Raw genomic sequence first — 16,381 nt, forward strand, 5'->3', positions numbered from 1 at the left:
TATGTTAGAAAGTAAATGGGGGTTGCGCCTTATAGCATTAGCATTGGCTGTATTTTTCTTTCTATCTGCAAATAATGTTTTTGGAAATATGTTTAATGCGGATAAATTTAGTCAAAAGAGTACAGAGACTATTGAAAATGTACCAGTTGAAACTAAATATGATAGTCATAAACTTTATGCTAACAACGTTCCTGATAAAGTGGATGTAGATATATCAGGTCCACAATCACAAGTTTTAAAAGCAGAAAATGGTCAAAATATTAAAGTAACACTTGATTTAGCCGGTGCTAAAGCTGGGAAGCATACTGTGCAATACAAGGTTAATGGTTTAAGTAAAGATATAAATTATAAAGTTAAACCAAAAGAGGCAACTGTAAAGCTTGAAGAAAAAGTTACAAAAGAGATGAAAGTTGATCCCGATGTAAGTAGTGACAACATCGACGCAGACTATAAAATAGCTGACCAAAGTGTGTCACCTGAAAAAGTTAAAGTTACTGGTGGACAAAGTCAAATTGACAAGATTGCTTATTTAAAAGCACATTACAAAAACAAGAGCAAAATCGCAAAAGATACAACAGATTTAGCTGATATTACAGCTTTTGATAGAAACTTAAATAAATTAAAAGTTTCAATACGACCTAATGATGTCAATTTAACGACTAAGGTTGAACCTTATAGCAAAAAAGTTAAAGTGAAAACCAAAACTACTGGCAGCCTAGCTGATGGTAAAGATTTAGCTAAAATTAAATTGGATAAAGATGAAGTTGAAATTTATGGTAATAGAGAAGATTTACAGGATATTGATTCTATCACTGGCGAAGTAAATTTAGATGATATTTCAGATGATACGGAAAAAAATGTAGATTTTAAATTACCTAAAAATGTATCCAAAGTTCAACCAGATAATACAACTGCAAAAATTACAGTTAAATAATAGGAATAAAGAGCAAAAGGAGATATTATAATGGCAAAATATTTTGGTACAGATGGAGTTAGAGGTGTAGCAAATAAAGAATTAACACCTGAACTTGCATTTAAACTAGGTCGTTATGGTGGCTATGTATTAGCACACAATAAAGGACAAAAACATCCAAAAGTTTTAGTAGGTAGAGATACTAGAGTTTCTGGAGAAATGTTAGAAGCAGCACTTATTGCTGGTCTAACATCAATCGGTGCAGAGGTTATGCGTTTAGGCGTTATTTCTACACCTGGTGTAGCTTACTTAACGCGTGAAATGGAAGCAAGCTTAGGCGTAATGATTTCTGCTTCACATAACCCTGTTGCAGATAATGGTATAAAATTCTTTGGTTCAGATGGTTTCAAATTATCAGATGATCAAGAAAACGAAATCGAGCAATTATTAGAACAAGAAAATCCTGATTTACCAAGACCGGTAGGGGAAGATATTGTGCATTGTTCTGATTACTTTGAGGGTTCTCAAAAATATATCAGTTACTTAAAATCAACTGTAGACGTTGATTTAGATGGTATGAAAATTGCCCTTGATGGAGCAAATGGTTCAACATCATCACTAGCGCCATTCTTATTTGGTGATTTAGAAGCTACTACGGTAACAGTAGGCTGTAACCCTGATGGATATAATATCAACGAAGGCGTAGGTTCAACTCATCCTGAAACACTTAGTAAAACAGTTGTTGAATCTGAGGCAGACTTTGGCCTAGCTTTTGATGGTGATGGTGACCGTCTTATCGCAGTCGATGAAGAAGGTAATATCGTTGATGGAGACCAAATTATGTTTATTATTGGTCAAGCAATGGCTAAAAATCAAGAATTGAATAATAATATGATTGTCTCAACTGTCATGAGTAATTTAGGTTTTTATAAGGCTTTAGAGAATGTTGGTATTCAATCTAACAAGACTAAAGTGGGCGATCGTTATGTTGTAGAAGAGATGAGAAGAGGTAATTATAACCTTGGTGGTGAACAATCAGGTCACATAGTACTTATGGATTACAATACTACTGGCGATGGTTTATTAACAGGTGTACAATTAGCTGCTATCATTAAAATGACTGGTAAAAAACTAAGTCAATTAGCGGCTCAAATGAAAAAATACCCTCAATCATTAGTTAACGTGCGTGTAACTGATAAATATCGTGTTGAAGAAAACATCGATGTTCAAGAAGTAATGACAAGAGTAGAAGTAGAAATGAATGGTGAAGGTCGTATCTTAGTTAGACCTTCAGGTACAGAACCTCTTGTACGTGTTATGGTTGAAGCGGCGACAGATGAGGATGCACAACGTTTTGCTCAAACTATCGCAGATGTTGTAGAAGATAAAATGGGTTTAGATAAATAAATAAATAAAAAGGAACGACGAAATTATTCGTCGTTCCTTTTTTATTATAGTACATTATATGCTTTTACAATTTCTGAAGTTAATGTGTCATCCGTTTTTGCATAATCTTGTAGGAATTTAGCAACGCCATTTTGAGCAATGTAGTCATTTTTCTCAACTGTTTCTTGGTCATTACTATCATCATATTTTAATAACAATGCTGCTAATTTTACTAAAGCATCATGTTTTAAATTATTTTTATATAGATAGTTTAATGGTTTCATTATTCTATCTTGTGGGCCAATTTTACGAACAGTACCACGACCAACACGTGTTACTGCATCTGATAAATTAGGATTTTCAAAACGTCCTATGATTTTATCTACGTATTGAGCTTGTTGTTGCTCAGTAAAATTAAATTCTTTAGTAATATAAGCACTTGTTTCAGCTAATACAGCACGTAGTCCATCTTTTACATTAGCATCTTTCACTGCATCTAATATTGTTGGTAGTTGATGATATCTACCTGCATAAGCAAGATATGCATGACCTGTATTAACAGTTAGTAGTTTTCGTTCGATGTAAGGTGTTAAGTCATCAACATATTTAATATGATCTAACTCAGGACCATACCATGCATCTTTTTCAACAACCCATTCAAAAAATGGTTCTACAATTACATCTAAGATATTGTCATTTGATTGTATAGGAACAATACGATCGACAGCTGAGTTAGCAAAGTGAATGTGCTCACCTAACGGGCCTGTAATATCTAAAATTGCTTTTTTAAGCGTATTTGTTGCCATAATTGCATTTTCACATGCGACGATATTGACTGGTGTTTCTTTTTCCTTTAAATAAGGAGCAAATGATTTAGCAATGATAGGTAAGATATTAACACCAACTGCTGTAGTGATTAAATCTGCTTCTAATACTGCTTGTTTTAATGCTTCAGAAGGTTCACCAGAATATAAAGCATCAACATTATGAACTCTTGTAGTAGTGTGGTCTTGATCAGCTAAAATAACATCGTATTCATGTTCTTGATCTAAGGCATTGATGATTTCATTGTTGACGTCTGCAAAAGTTACTTTTATATCGTTGTCAGCTAAAATATAGCCAATAAAGCCTCTACCAATGTTACCAGCACCGAAATGAAGAGCTTTCATTATGCTTCAGCCTCCTCAAATACTTGTTTGATTTCCTCTGCAGAATTAGCATTAATAATACGCTCTACATTTTCTTCTTCGCTGAAAGTGATAGCGATTTTAGATAATAATTCTAAATGTTCGCCATCTTTACCTGCGATACCGACTACGACTTTAACTTCTTCTCCATCCCAATCAACGCCTTCTGGGATTTGTAATAACGTTAAACCAGATTGTAAAACACTTGTTTTAGCTTCGTCTGTACCATGAGGTATTGCTAAACCATTTCCCATAAATGTAGATACTACTTCTTCACGATCTTTCATTGCTTGAATGTAGTCTTCTGTTACTGCACCTGCAGATACTAGGGCATTACCAGCTTTTTCGATTGCTTCGTCTCTTGTGCTAACAGACGCATTAATAAATATGTTTTCGTTGCTAAATAATTCAGTCATTTGTATTCACTCCGTTTTGTAATTTTGTTTGTAATTGTTGAAGATAACTTTGTTTCAAAATATTTATAAGTTGTTCTGGTTGTGACATTAAGTTATTTAAATTGTCTAGATGATTTACTAATTCGCTTGAAAAATCACTTACAATGCGAGCAGAAATTTCATCTTCAGGAACAAATATACATAATAAATATTGAATTTCATGTTGGTCATTTTGATCATTCATAAAGTTGATTGGCTCATTTAATATAGATATTAAAATTATTGGTTTTAAAACCATATCATGTTTTAAATGGGGTAATGCTAAAGGGTAGGGTTCTAAAACAAAATTTTGCTCCAATGCACGTTGATGAATTAAATCAGCGAATGACATTTTACTTTGTATGACTTTGTGCTCGTATAAAAATTTCGTTAAATACTTAGTCCAATTTTTAGTCTCTGTATAATCAATATAAACCGAATCAATGAGCTCTAAACCTTTACGCATATAATTTAAAATATCTTCTTGATTATTTGAATCTATAGGTAGAGGCTGTTGAACAAGATTAGAAATGTTTTTTTGGGGTCTAGCAACATTAATAAAAGCAGAAACATGATTGATATCTGTTTCAGGTAATAATGGATTCACAGTGATATAAGGTACAGTTATATCTAAATCTACAGTTGAAATAATCGCATCATAGTTATTCAAATTAATATTGGTTAAATCCCCGACAGACGCTTGTGTCGTGTCAGTAATTTTACTGAAAGTTTGTTGTAGTCTAGTTGCAAGTATTTGACTGGTGCCGATACCACTACTACAAACAACGAGTGCATGAAAAGTAGCTTCATTTTCCCTTTGAATAGCACCGCCAAAGTGTAATACGATAAAACCAATTTCGCTGTCTGGAAACGCAAAGTTTGGCCAAACTTGCCGTAGACTATGACTTACTGTTTCGAATAACACAGGATAGTCTTGTTTAATCATTTCTGTTAATGGATTATACGTTTCAATGTTTGCATTTAATCTATTAATGGCTGGGATGATATGGAGTTTTAAACCTTCACTTAATGTCTCTCTATTATTAAATGACATTTGTGTTGACTGACTTACAAGATTAATAAAGTAATCAATTCGTTTTAATTCGTCCTTATCATCTTTAAATATTTCTTCTGAGTCTTTACGTTTTGCGCCACGCAAGTGAATCGTTATGAAACCGATTTCTGCTTGGTTAAATTGCACGCCATAAATATGTTCTAAATGATGACTTAAAGCCGTAGCTATTTCATGCTCATGCGTTTTTTTAACATCATTGTAAATCTCGTCATTTAAAGTTACATATTCACCTTTAAGCATGCGTTCGATGCTTAATACAATATGCACAGTCAATGTTAAATAACTTGATTCAGTTAAAGAATAGGGCAACCGATCTAAGTGATCCATTAAAATACGTTCAACTTGGAATATTTTATCCATATCTACCATAGATAGTTGATTTTGATTAATAGATTGATAGACGAAATGATTTTCTATTACAGAATAAACACTTGTACTATTAAGATTATTTACCATAAGCTGACTTAATAATTCACGCTTTTTAGATTCGGTGCCTTTTAAGTGAACACCTTCACCACGTTTTTTTAATAATGTTAATTGGTAATTTTCAAGTTCTTGTGATAATTCATCTAATAGTTTAGTTAAAGTTTGTATTGAAACACCGATTTCTTGAGCCAAACTATACTGTTTAATTGGCTCATCACTTTGGATTAACGCATACAAAATGATAACTTTTTGTTCTTCGTGAGATAAATCAACAGTGGTTTGTTGATATAAATAGTTTTTTAAATCATCTATTTGTTGTTTGTTGCCTTCTAATTGAATCCCTTTTTTTGTAACTCGGCTTAACGATAGACCAAATTGCTGTAGGGAAGATTCAACAGATTTTAACTCCCTATGAATAGTACGAGAGGATACAGCTAAGTTTTGAGCAATATCATAAATAGTGACATATTGACCGTAATATTTAATTAGCATGTCAATAATATCTTTTTCACGTGTACTCAATAACATAGTCGTATCCTCCAGTAGGTTACTTGATTAAATTAGTTTTGTTCGGTTTTAAGATTTTCTAATAATTCATCATATCTTGGTGAATTTAAGAAGTTATCAACTGAGATATGAATTGCTTTAGGTACTTGTTTGATTGCACGGTCAGTTAATTTTTTCTGAGTGATAACAAGTTGAGCATCGTTAGGTAATTGGTTGATAGCTGTATTTGTGACTTCAACGTCTTGAATACCTGCTTTTTTAAACTTATTACGTAACATACTTGCACCCATTGCACTTGAACCCATACCTGCGTCACAAGCAAAGATAACATGGTTAACTTTACTGTAGTCATGGGCATCGACATTTTCAGTATCGTAGTTGTCTAATAAATCTTCTTCTGAGTCTGCTTCATTGTTGTCAGCAGTAGCCGTTGCTGTAGCAGCACCTTCGCTTCCACCTTGTGATAATTTAGAAGAGACACTAGATTTTTTACCTTTAGTTTGTTCCATTTGTGCTGTAGCACTTTCTAAATCTTGTTTAGGTTCTTTTGTAAATCTTAGTATTAATGATGATACTACAAATGATACTAATGCTGCTAAGAATACGCCTAGTAACATGTGTAATAATTCGCCTTTAGGCGCGTTTAATACGTATACAATAAAGGAACCTGGTGATGCCGGACTCTTGAATCCAAAGTCTAACATTGAGAATGTAGCTACACCTGTCATACCACCTAGTATAACAGCGATGAATAGTAAAGGACGCATTAATACATATGGGAAGTATATTTCGTGAATACCACCAAGGAAGTGGATAATACCAGCACCATATGAAGTTGCTTTAGCAGTACCTTTACCAAAGATCATATATGCGACTAAGACACCAAGACCTGGTCCAGGGTTTGATTCGATTGTGTATAAAATTGATTGACCAGCGTGTGCTGATTGTTCTGCACCTAGTGGTGTAAATACGCCGTGGTTGATTGCATTATTTAAGAACACGATTTTAGCTGGTTCAACAATAATACTAACGATTGGTAATAAGTGAGCATGTACTAAAAATTCTACTGCCACTGATAAAATATGCATGATAAATTTCATGATAGGAGCTAATAACTCGAATCCTAAAATTGTCATAATAAAGCCTAAAATACCTGCAGAGAAGTTGTTGAATAACATTTCAAAACCTTGTGGCGTTCTTGGTTGAACAAATTCATCAGTTTTCTTCATTAACCAACCAACTAATGGTCCCATAATCATAGCACCTAATAACATTGGTGTTTCTGGTAAAGCTACGATAACACCCATTGTCGCAACTGCAGCTATAATACCTCCACGCATTTCATGGATGAGACGACCACCACTATATGCAATAAGTAATGGGATTAAATAAGTAATCATTGGACCTGCCAATTGTGATAGGTCTTTATTTGGGAACCAACCGTTATCGATAAAGATAGCGGCGATAAATCCCCAAGCGATAAAAGCACCGATGTTCGGCATGATCATACTACTTAGGAAAGATCCAAAAGCTTGAACTTTACGGCCAAAACCTTTTTTCTCTTCAGCTTGAGCTTGTGACATAAATTGCACCTCTTTTTTTATTTATTTGTTACTTTCATTGTAAGTGTTTTCAGCTATATAGCCAATATTTACTAAAAGTGAATTTGGCACAGAATTAATGACAACGATGAAAGAGAGAGGGCTGTAGAGTTTGCAATAAAAATAATATTATTAGAATAAAAATATCTTGTTGTATTGTTCATAAATAATTTGCAATAGCTGCTCAAAACATTGTACAATGATTATTAATGACGAAAGGAGGATAGTGCGAAGTAAAATTAATAAAAGCGCCTGTACAAGTGATGAAATGAATTGTTGACTATTTAAAATTTATAACAGAAATTTTAACAGACGATAAATTGAAACTTGTAGACGAGGAGGATAGTTATCGATTATTCGGCGGATGCTATCCCGGATGTGGCTCATCCGACATCTTATTAAGTAAAACATTAGGGTAACCTAGTGCACAAAGTTAATAAGTTAGCCTTCGATATTTATAAAAAAATTATTATGTACAAAGGGATATTTCTGTGCTTTTTTAACGATTACTACGTCAAATAAGCTTTATTTACGTATGTTTTTCTTTAATAATACAGGATATCAAGTGCTTACAACATTAGGAGGAAATTTTAAAATGTGCGGAATAGTAGGATATATTGGTTATGACAATGCTAAAGAATTATTATTAGAAGGTTTAGAAAAATTAGAGTACCGTGGTTATGATTCTGCAGGTGTTGCAGTAGTAAATGATGAAGGTACTACAGTATTTAAAGAAAAAGGTCGTATTGCTGAATTAAGAAAAGTTGCGGACAGCGAAGATACAGATGGTAACGTAGGTATAGGACATACACGTTGGGCAACTCACGGCGTACCAAACCATGAGAATTCACACCCTCACCAATCAAGTACTAAACGTTTTACATTAGTACATAACGGTGTAATCGAAAACTATGAAGAATTACGTAATGAATACTTATCAGATGTGACATTTTTATCAGATACTGACACAGAAATTATTGTGCAATTAGTTGAACATTTTTCAAACGAAGGATTGGCAACTGAAGAAGCATTTAGTAAAGTTGTGTCATTATTAGAAGGTTCTTATGCTTTAGGATTAATTGATAGTCACGATAAAGATACGATCTATGTTGCTAAAAATAAATCACCATTACTCATTGGAGTAGGAGATAACTTTAATGTCATCGCTTCTGATGCCTTAGCTATGATCTCAGTTACTAATCAATATAAAGAAATTCACGACCATGAAATTGTTATCGTGAAACGTGATAGTGTAACGATTAAAGATACTGACGGTAATGTACAAGAAAGAGATGCATATACGGCACAAATCGATGCATCTGATGCTGAAAAAGGTGTCTATGACCATTACATGTTAAAAGAAATACATGAACAACCAGCAGTTATGCGTCGTATTATCCAAGAATATCAAGATGACAATGGCGATTTAAAAGTTGATAAGGAAATCGTTAAAGACGTTTCTGAAGCGGATCGTATTTATATTATTGCGGCTGGTACTAGTTACCACGCAGGTTTAGTGGGTAAAGAATTTATCGAAAAATGGGCAGGCGTACCTACAGAAGTACATGTAGCATCAGAATTCGTTTATAACATGCCATTACTATCTAAAAAACCATTATTCATCTATATTTCACAATCAGGTGAAACAGCAGATAGCCGTGCTGTACTAGTAGAAACTAATAAGTTAGGTCATAAGTCTCTAACAATTACAAACGTACCTGGATCTACTTTATCTCGTGAAGCAAACCATACATTGTTACTTCATGCTGGTCCAGAAATTGCAGTGGCATCTACTAAAGCATATACTGCACAAATCGCAGTGTTATCAATCTTATCGCAAATTGTAGCTAAAGAGCATGGCATTACGACTGATGTAGATTTATTACGTGAATTAGCTAAAGTTACGACAGCGATTGAAGCGGTTGTTGACGACGCTGACGTAATGGAACAAATTGCTACAGATTTCTTAAGAACTACACGCAATGCATTCTTTATTGGTCGTACAATCGACTACAATGTAAGTTTAGAAGGTGCTTTAAAACTTAAAGAAATTTCATACATTCAAGCAGAAGGATTTGCTGGCGGTGAATTAAAACACGGTACTATTGCGCTTATCGAAGAGGGTACACCTGTTGTAGCATTAGCAACTCAAGCAAATGTTAACTTATCAATCCGTGGTAATGTTAAAGAAGTTGTGGCACGTGGAGCTAACCCTTGTATCATTTCTATGGATGGCTTAAATAAAGATGGTGATACTTACGTGATTCCACCTGTTCATGAATTATTAACGCCATTAGTATCTGTTGTAGCATTACAACTTATCTCTTATTATGCAGCATTGCATAGAGACTTAGACGTAGATAAACCACGTAACTTAGCAAAATCAGTTACAGTTGAATAATTAAATAGTTAAAGGCTGAGACGTATCATATGATACGTCTCAGCCTTTGTTTATATGTAAATAAGATGCTCACTATTATCAATTGTTTTGAGTTATGGTTTGATAAATAAGTATAAAAAAATTGGATATTATAAAATGCACTTTTTTTCTGCTCGAAATTAATGCTAAAATTAAAATATTAAAGGAAACTAAAATTTTCGATTTTATATTATATTCAAACTAAAAATTTAAATATATTTATAAACAAAGATTGTCTTTATTCGATGTTTCTTTAATAAGTAAAATTAAGTGAAGCAATTCCACGAATTATAATGAACATGCTTGTTTTGAAAGAAGCATAAGTTTTTGAATTTAAATATTTGTCATGTATGGTGAGTTTAAATAATTAAATATGACAACAAAGTTGTAGTTTATAGAAAGACTATATAAAGGTGGAATAAAGGTGTTAATAGAATTAAGTCATGTAGCGCGCAAAAAACAAGGTAAAACAATTTTAAAAGATATTAATTGGCAAATTAATGAGGGTGAACGTTGGATGCTCTATGGATTAAATGGGGCAGGTAAAACGACTTTATTAAATATCTTGAATGCTTATGAACCGAACACTTCTGGACAACTTTCTTTGTTTGGGATGCAACCAGGTAAAAAAGGATATTCTGCAGATAATGTGAGACATCAAATAGGTTTTGTATCAAATAGTTTGATGAATCGATTTCAAGATGGTGAAGTTGTATTAGATGTAGTTATTAGTGGCGCTTTTAAATCTATAGGAGTCTTCCAACAAGTTACAGAAGAACAACGCAAAACGGCTAAAAATTTATTAAAACAATTGAATATGAGTCAATTTGAAAATCAATATTATGGGTATTTATCTACTGGAGAAAGACAACGTGTACTTATAGCTAGAGCTTTAATGGACAAACCTAAATTGTTAATATTAGATGAACCTGCATCTGGCCTAGATTTTATATCTCGAGAAGAAGTATTACAGTCATTAGAACAAATGTATGCCGATAATCCCGAATTAGCGGTTATTTACGTGACACATTTTGTAGAAGAAATTACTCAGAATATAGATTATGGCTTTTTATTAAAAGATGGGCAATGTTATGAAAGTGGACCTATTGATACAATATTAACGAGTGACATGTTGTCTGAATTCTTTAATAAGCAAGTGAAAGTGGCTTATCAAAACAATCGATACGCATTATTTATGAATGAACTAATTAAATAGTTGGAGGAAACCAAAATATGAACGATGTTAAAGCAATATTTTTAGATATGGATGGTACAATTTTACATAAAAATAACTTAGTGAGTGAACAAAGTGCGTCAATCATTAGTACCTTAAGGGAAGCGGGTTATAAAGTATTTTTAGCGACTGGAAGATCACACGATGAAATAAAATATCTTGTGCCGAATAATTTTGAGGTCGACGGTATTATTAGCTCTAATGGTACATTAGGGGTAGTGCATGATGAAATTATTTTCCAACATAGTTTATCGCTAAATAGTGTTAATGAAATCGTCAGACGTGCACAAGAACAACATATATATTATGAAGTTTTTCCTTTTGAAGCACAACGTGCTATTTTAAAAGAAGATCGTGAATGGACTACGGCAATGCTTCAAGGAGACGTGCCACCTGGTAATGTTGGTGAGAGCGAATGGTCTTCAAGAAAAGATGCATTAGAACACAAAGTGAATTGGGTGTCTAATATTGATTTTAATAGTTTTTCAAAAATATACTTATTTGCTACTGATTACGATGCGATTACGCAGCTTAGAGCACAGCTCGTTGAAGATCAAGATGAATTACAAATTACCGTTTCAAATTCTTCTCGCTATAATGCAGAAACAATGGCATATAATGTCGATAAAGGAACCGGTATTAAAGAAATGATTGAACATTTTGGTATACAGCAACATGAAACATTAGTGATAGGAGATAGTGATAATGATAGAGCAATGTTTGCTTTTGGTCATTATACAGTTGCAATGAAAAACGCACGTCCAGAAATTCAGGCGCTCGCTCAAGAAGTAACGTCTTTAACTAATGAAGAAGATGGTGCAGCATTATATTTGCAAGATAAATTTTTAATCTAATATGTAGCTGTGAAAGGCGACACAAAAGTTAAATTATGGCATACAAAAAACCTGCAAAGTAAATACTTTGCAGGTTTTTAAATTAATCTTTTTTATTAAAGTTATCTTTTAAGTCAGATGCTTTATCTGAAGCTTTATTTGTAACATTGTCAGAAGCGTCATTAAACTTATCTTTAGCTTGATCAGTTACATTTGATTGAGCATTATTAGATTGCTCTTTAACTTTAGATTGAGTATCATTTGCTTTTTCTTTCACATTATCTGCAGTAGCAGAAAATGCATTAGATTTTTTGTTATTCACTTTGTCTTTTTTAGAAGACTCAATTTTTTCACCATTAACGTGATGATATTGAATAATTGCTAATAAGTTAATGTAATAAATAACTAATCTAATAATTACTACGATGATAGAAATTGCATAAACGATTACAGTTGCTACGTTTTGAGACATGTTACCAGTAAAGATATTAACAAGTTGACTTACTGGATTGGCCAATAAGATAACGATTAAGTTTAATAGTAAAATGCCAATGTAAAATTTAAACCATGTTTTATGGCCGTTTTTAATTTTTCTAAATCCTTGTTTTACTGATTGCCATACACCAGCTTTTGGATCTCTTGTAAATGATAGTGTGTAATTAACAATCAAGATTACAAAGAACCAATAAAGTAGAGATAGAATAAATACAACTAGTGTTGCTGCAACGATTTGTATCGTTAATGAAATTCCTAAAGCATGTGATGAACTACTAATTGAGTTTTGAATAGCACCAAAGCCTTTTAAAATTAGGAAATTTAATAATTTACCTATAAATAAATTTAATGCCATTAATACTATGAAAAATACTAAAGTAATTAATGCCATAAGTACTGATTTTAAGTATTTCCCTTTAGTGAATGTAGAAAATATATTACTGAATTTAATTTTATCTTGTGATATCGCCTTATCTATAGTGAAAATCACACCTGAAGCTAATGGATAAACGACAAATAGATATACTATGATTGGTACTAATATAGCCAATATGAGCATCATTATAGCCGAACCAACAGGTTGTTGCATAGCTTGAGCCATTGCGAATTTATACAATGCAGGTTGTACAGGTAAGATGGCAACGTAAGCTAATGCCATTACAATAATGAAACCAACAATTGTAAACAGTAATGTCTTTGCATTTTGTGGCTTTAAGTTTTGTATTGCTAGTTTATGATATTTAAACAAATTTTAAGCACTCCTTTTTGATGATATTAATACAATATCAAAAAAATTATAATTTTAAAATTAATAGGTAACAAATACGCTATAAAATGTTAAAATGTGCTAATGACATTTCATTGAAAGGAGATATCATCATGAAATTTGCAGTTATTACAGATGTACATGGCAATTACGATGCGCTTGAAACAGTATTAGATGATATTGATCGTAGAGGTGATATCGACAAGATTTATAATTTAGGAGACAACATAGGCGTCGGTCATGAAACAAATAAAGTTTTAGATGATATTTTTGACCGTGACGATATGGAAATCATTTCTGGTAATCACGACGAGGCGATTATGGCACTTGTCAACGGCACACCATATCCTGAAGACTTAAAAGGTAAATTTTATGAACACCATCAGTGGATACAACAGCATTTAGATGAAGATTATTATGATAAATTAAATAACTTGCCACGTGTAATAGAGCAAACTATTTGTGGCAAAAAAGTGTTAGTTATCCATTATGAAATTCCTAATGATAAACTTGATGATACAATTGATTTACAACCTTTTAGCCCAATAGAAACTGCAACAGAAGCTAACATGCAATCTTTATTTGAAGACAAAAATGCAGATTTGATTCTATTTGGACATAACCATACAGTGCATTTATTTGATGATAAAGAAAAAATATATTTTAATCCAGGTTCTGTAGGTTTGAATAATGGTCCTAATGCTGTATATGGAATCGTAACAATTGATGAAAAAGGCATTGATATTGAACGTGTAAAAGTAGCTTATGATAATGAAGAGTTTTTACGTGGCTTTGATGAAAAACAAGTCCCTGGTAAACAACTTATCTTCGATAAATTTATATAATTAAGATAGAGGATGGGAAATAAACACCTGTTTTCAAAATAAGAGAGCTAATCATTATGGATTAGCTCTCTTATTATTTATAAATTAGGCTTATATTGTGCATCATTATTGGCTATTACCGTCGAACTATATTTTAGCTCTTATTAATTACTAATGTGAGTGTTGTACTGAAGTACAGAGGGTGTATTCTTCATGTTTATGTTTATCTGTTTCTAATTGTATTGTCATGTGATTAACATTGAGATGATATAATTTATCTTCTATTCTTTCAAGTAGTTGTTCGCAGGCTTCAACTGTCATATCAGAAGAGACAACAGCGTGGCAACTTAGCGCATTTAAATCATTTGAAATCGTCCATATATGGCAATCATGAACCGCTGAGATAGCATCTTCTTCTAAAATAGTATTTATAATAGTTTTACTATTGATATTTGAAGGTGTACCCTCCATCAATATATTTAGTGATGATTTCGTAATACCCCAGCTACTTTTAATAATTAAGATAGAAACAATTATACTAGCAATGGGATCGGCAATAGTCCAACCCATTGTCCATATTAAAATAGCAGCAATAATAGCACCTAATGAGCCTAGTAAATCTCCAAGCACATGAATAAAAGCGCCACGCATATTGATATTCTCTTTTGTATCGCCGCCACTAAACATTAAAATTGCAACTACTATATTAATAAGTAGACCTATCACACTAATGACAAACATTTCTGTAGATTGAACTTCTGTTGGTTTAAAAAAGCGTTGTATCGCTTCGATAATTATGATGATACCTATTACAAATAAAGTAACCCCATTAAATAAAGCGGCTAAAATTTCAAAACGTTTATAACCAAAGGTCTTACTTAAAGTGGCATGCTTTTCTGCATAAATAAAAGCGACTAAAGCTACGCCTAATGAAACGGCATCACTAAACATGTGTAAGCCATCCGAAAGTAAGGCTAAACTATTAGCTACAAAACCGCCAATAATTTCGATTATCATAAAGGCAGCAATGATTATAAATGAAAATAATAATACTTTTTTATTATTTGTATGAACGTGACCATGACTATGATCGTGGTTGTGGCCGTGATCGTGATTATGGGTCATGAAAAAACACCTCTTTAGTAATTAATGTGATGCGTGATTTATTGATTGATTAAGTATTGAAGAAACATGTGTGTCATCAATTGAATAAATCATAGACTGCCCATTACGATGAGCTTTTACTAAGTTAGCTGTCTTTAAAATTCGCAATTGATGCGAGACATTGGACTGACTAATATTCAATGTATGAGCGATATGACCTACACTACAGTCTTCATGAGCAAGTAAGTTTACGATACGTAGCCTAGTACCATCACTTAAAGCTTTAAAAAAAGTTGTTACTGATTCTACGGTTGCTGTTTCTAAATCTTGAAATTGATGTGTCATATTAATTATCCTTTCATATTAATATATGAACATTTATTCATATATTAATATGAAAGCTTAACAATGTCAATAATGAGCCGATTAGTTTTGTTAATGGAGCAAGGGGTATATTCTGTATATAAGTAATTCATGAGGAGGATGTATATATGAGTACTCTAGTTATTGGAGCAAATGGTGGCATTGGTAGAATTTTAATACAACAACTTAAAGATGCAAATGAATCTTTTACAGCTGGTGTAAGGAAAGAAGCGCAAGTTGATGAATTAAAAAATGCCGATATAGATGCAATATTAGTCGATGTTGAAAATGATAGTATTGAATCTTTAACAGACAAATTTAAAGGTTTTGATAATGTCGTATTTTCAGTCGGTTCTGGTGGCAGTACTGGACCAGATAAAACGATAATTGTCGACTTAGATGGTGCCGTGAAGTCAATTGAAGCTAGTAAAGCAAGTAATGTAAAAAAATATGTGATGGTTTCAACTTACGATTCACGTAGAGAAGCTTTTGATCCAAGTGGAGATCTTAAACCATACACAATTGCAAAACATTATGCTGATGAACACTTAAAAAATTCTGGTGTGAATTACACTATTGTACATCCCGGTGGTTTATTAGACGATGCAGGGACTAATAAAATTGAAGCAGCAGCATTCTTTGAAGGTAGAGGGTCTATACCTCGTGAAGACGTGGCTTCAGTCTTAAAAGAAATCGTAACGACAGAAGGATATAACAATTCAGAATTTCAAATTATAAGTGGTAAAGAATCAATTACCGATGCATTAAAAAATTATAAATAAAAATAATTTAAAAATTTGAGATTTTAGTGAGT

Annotated in this window: 14 protein-coding genes; 7 read left to right on the forward strand and 7 right to left on the reverse strand. The window is 32.7% G+C overall.

Annotated elements, in window-relative coordinates; translation table 11 throughout:
• Position 1 precedes the first annotated feature (1 nt).
• On the forward strand, positions 2 to 934 hold the full coding sequence (locus tag ISP08_RS03835; RefSeq protein WP_195719567.1) for a CdaR family protein: 933 nt from the start codon (positions 2 to 4) through the stop codon (positions 932 to 934).
• Positions 935 to 964: 30 nt separating this feature from the next.
• The gene (gene glmM, locus ISP08_RS03840) at positions 965 to 2,320 is read left to right on the forward strand and encodes a phosphoglucosamine mutase (protein ID WP_048792791.1); all 1,356 of its coding nucleotides are present in this window, start codon (positions 965 to 967) and stop codon (positions 2,318 to 2,320) included.
• Between the two features lie 44 nt (positions 2,321 to 2,364).
• Here glmM and ISP08_RS03845 read toward each other — a convergent pair whose 3' ends face one another.
• The 4 genes from ISP08_RS03845 to ISP08_RS03860 are packed head-to-tail and all read right to left on the reverse strand — an operon-like array spanning position 2,365 to position 7,511.
• Positions 2,365 to 3,468: a mannitol-1-phosphate 5-dehydrogenase gene (locus ISP08_RS03845; protein ID WP_048792792.1), complete on the reverse strand. Its 1,104-nt coding sequence runs from the start codon at positions 3,466 to 3,468 to the stop codon at positions 2,365 to 2,367.
• Positions 3,468 to 3,902 carry a PTS mannitol transporter subunit IIA gene (locus ISP08_RS03850; RefSeq protein WP_048792793.1) on the reverse strand — a complete coding sequence of 145 codons (435 nt, stop codon included), beginning with the start codon at positions 3,900 to 3,902 and terminating at the stop codon, positions 3,468 to 3,470. Before ISP08_RS03850 ends, ISP08_RS03845 begins: the two co-directional genes overlap by 1 nt.
• Positions 3,895 to 5,949: a BglG family transcription antiterminator gene (locus tag ISP08_RS03855; RefSeq protein ID WP_195719566.1), complete on the reverse strand. Its 2,055-nt coding sequence runs from the start codon at positions 5,947 to 5,949 to the stop codon at positions 3,895 to 3,897. Before ISP08_RS03855 ends, ISP08_RS03850 begins: the two co-directional genes overlap by 8 nt.
• Before the next feature lie 32 nt (positions 5,950 to 5,981).
• Complete coding sequence (locus ISP08_RS03860; RefSeq protein WP_195719565.1) at positions 5,982 to 7,511, reverse strand: PTS mannitol transporter subunit IIBC; 1,530 nt, start codon at positions 7,509 to 7,511, stop codon at positions 5,982 to 5,984.
• Positions 7,512 to 8,124: 613 nt separating this feature from the next.
• Here ISP08_RS03860 and glmS point away from each other — a divergent pair.
• From glmS to ISP08_RS03875, 3 genes are all read left to right on the forward strand, one after another.
• The gene (gene glmS, locus ISP08_RS03865; RefSeq protein WP_195719564.1) at positions 8,125 to 9,930 is read left to right on the forward strand and encodes a glutamine--fructose-6-phosphate transaminase (isomerizing); all 1,806 of its coding nucleotides are present in this window, start codon (positions 8,125 to 8,127) and stop codon (positions 9,928 to 9,930) included.
• Between the two features lie 442 nt (positions 9,931 to 10,372).
• Positions 10,373 to 11,164, forward strand: coding sequence for an ABC transporter ATP-binding protein (locus tag ISP08_RS03870; RefSeq protein WP_048792797.1), 792 nt, complete (start codon positions 10,373 to 10,375; stop codon positions 11,162 to 11,164).
• 17 nt (positions 11,165 to 11,181) lie between these two features.
• The gene (locus ISP08_RS03875) at positions 11,182 to 12,036 is read left to right on the forward strand and encodes an HAD family hydrolase (RefSeq protein ID WP_195719563.1); all 855 of its coding nucleotides are present in this window, start codon (positions 11,182 to 11,184) and stop codon (positions 12,034 to 12,036) included.
• Between the two features lie 82 nt (positions 12,037 to 12,118).
• Here ISP08_RS03875 and ISP08_RS03880 read toward each other — a convergent pair whose 3' ends face one another.
• A complete protein-coding gene (locus tag ISP08_RS03880; RefSeq protein ID WP_195719562.1) occupies positions 12,119 to 13,258 on the reverse strand; it encodes a hypothetical protein in 1,140 nt (379 codons plus the stop codon).
• A gap of 131 nt (positions 13,259 to 13,389) precedes the next feature.
• Here ISP08_RS03880 and ISP08_RS03885 point away from each other — a divergent pair, with 131 nt between their 5' ends.
• A complete protein-coding gene (locus tag ISP08_RS03885) occupies positions 13,390 to 14,121 on the forward strand; it encodes a metallophosphoesterase family protein (RefSeq protein WP_195719561.1) in 732 nt (243 codons plus the stop codon).
• Between the two features lie 150 nt (positions 14,122 to 14,271).
• Here ISP08_RS03885 and czrB read toward each other — a convergent pair whose 3' ends face one another.
• Positions 14,272 to 15,225 carry a CDF family zinc efflux transporter CzrB gene (gene czrB, locus ISP08_RS03890; protein ID WP_048792801.1) on the reverse strand — a complete coding sequence of 318 codons (954 nt, stop codon included), beginning with the start codon at positions 15,223 to 15,225 and terminating at the stop codon, positions 14,272 to 14,274.
• A gap of 21 nt (positions 15,226 to 15,246) precedes the next feature.
• Positions 15,247 to 15,549, reverse strand: a complete 303-nt coding sequence (locus ISP08_RS03895) for an ArsR/SmtB family transcription factor (RefSeq protein ID WP_195719560.1) — start codon at positions 15,547 to 15,549, stop codon at positions 15,247 to 15,249.
• A gap of 146 nt (positions 15,550 to 15,695) precedes the next feature.
• Here ISP08_RS03895 and ISP08_RS03900 point away from each other — a divergent pair, with 146 nt between their 5' ends.
• Positions 15,696 to 16,349: an SDR family oxidoreductase gene (locus ISP08_RS03900; RefSeq protein WP_195719559.1), complete on the forward strand. Its 654-nt coding sequence runs from the start codon at positions 15,696 to 15,698 to the stop codon at positions 16,347 to 16,349.
• The last annotated feature ends 32 nt before the right edge of the window (positions 16,350 to 16,381 follow it).

Origin of the sequence: Staphylococcus lloydii, assembly GCF_015775975.1 — a bacterium.
Classification (GTDB): Bacteria; Bacillota; Bacilli; order Staphylococcales; family Staphylococcaceae; genus Staphylococcus; species Staphylococcus lloydii.

Excerpts from the sequence above, each read along its gene's own strand:
- ISP08_RS03835 (WP_195719567.1), top strand. The coding sequence starts at position 2 with ATGTTAGAAAGTAAATGGGGGTTGCGCCTTATAGCATTAGCATTGGCT.
- ISP08_RS03855 (WP_195719566.1), bottom strand. The coding sequence starts at position 5,949 with ATGTTATTGAGTACACGTGAAAAAGATATTATTGACATGCTAATTAAA.
- ISP08_RS03895 (WP_195719560.1), bottom strand. The coding sequence starts at position 15,549 with ATGACACATCAATTTCAAGATTTAGAAACAGCAACCGTAGAATCAGTA.
- ISP08_RS03845 (WP_048792792.1), bottom strand. The coding sequence starts at position 3,468 with ATGAAAGCTCTTCATTTCGGTGCTGGTAACATTGGTAGAGGCTTTATT.
- ISP08_RS03850 (WP_048792793.1), bottom strand. The coding sequence starts at position 3,902 with ATGACTGAATTATTTAGCAACGAAAACATATTTATTAATGCGTCTGTT.
- ISP08_RS03860 (WP_195719565.1), bottom strand. The coding sequence starts at position 7,511 with ATGTCACAAGCTCAAGCTGAAGAGAAAAAAGGTTTTGGCCGTAAAGTT.
- ISP08_RS03885 (WP_195719561.1), top strand. The coding sequence starts at position 13,390 with ATGAAATTTGCAGTTATTACAGATGTACATGGCAATTACGATGCGCTT.
- ISP08_RS03900 (WP_195719559.1), top strand. The coding sequence starts at position 15,696 with ATGAGTACTCTAGTTATTGGAGCAAATGGTGGCATTGGTAGAATTTTA.
- glmS (WP_195719564.1), top strand. The coding sequence starts at position 8,125 with ATGTGCGGAATAGTAGGATATATTGGTTATGACAATGCTAAAGAATTA.
- czrB (WP_048792801.1), bottom strand. The coding sequence starts at position 15,225 with ATGACCCATAATCACGATCACGGCCACAACCACGATCATAGTCATGGT.
- glmM (WP_048792791.1), top strand. The coding sequence starts at position 965 with ATGGCAAAATATTTTGGTACAGATGGAGTTAGAGGTGTAGCAAATAAA.
- ISP08_RS03875 (WP_195719563.1), top strand. The coding sequence starts at position 11,182 with ATGAACGATGTTAAAGCAATATTTTTAGATATGGATGGTACAATTTTA.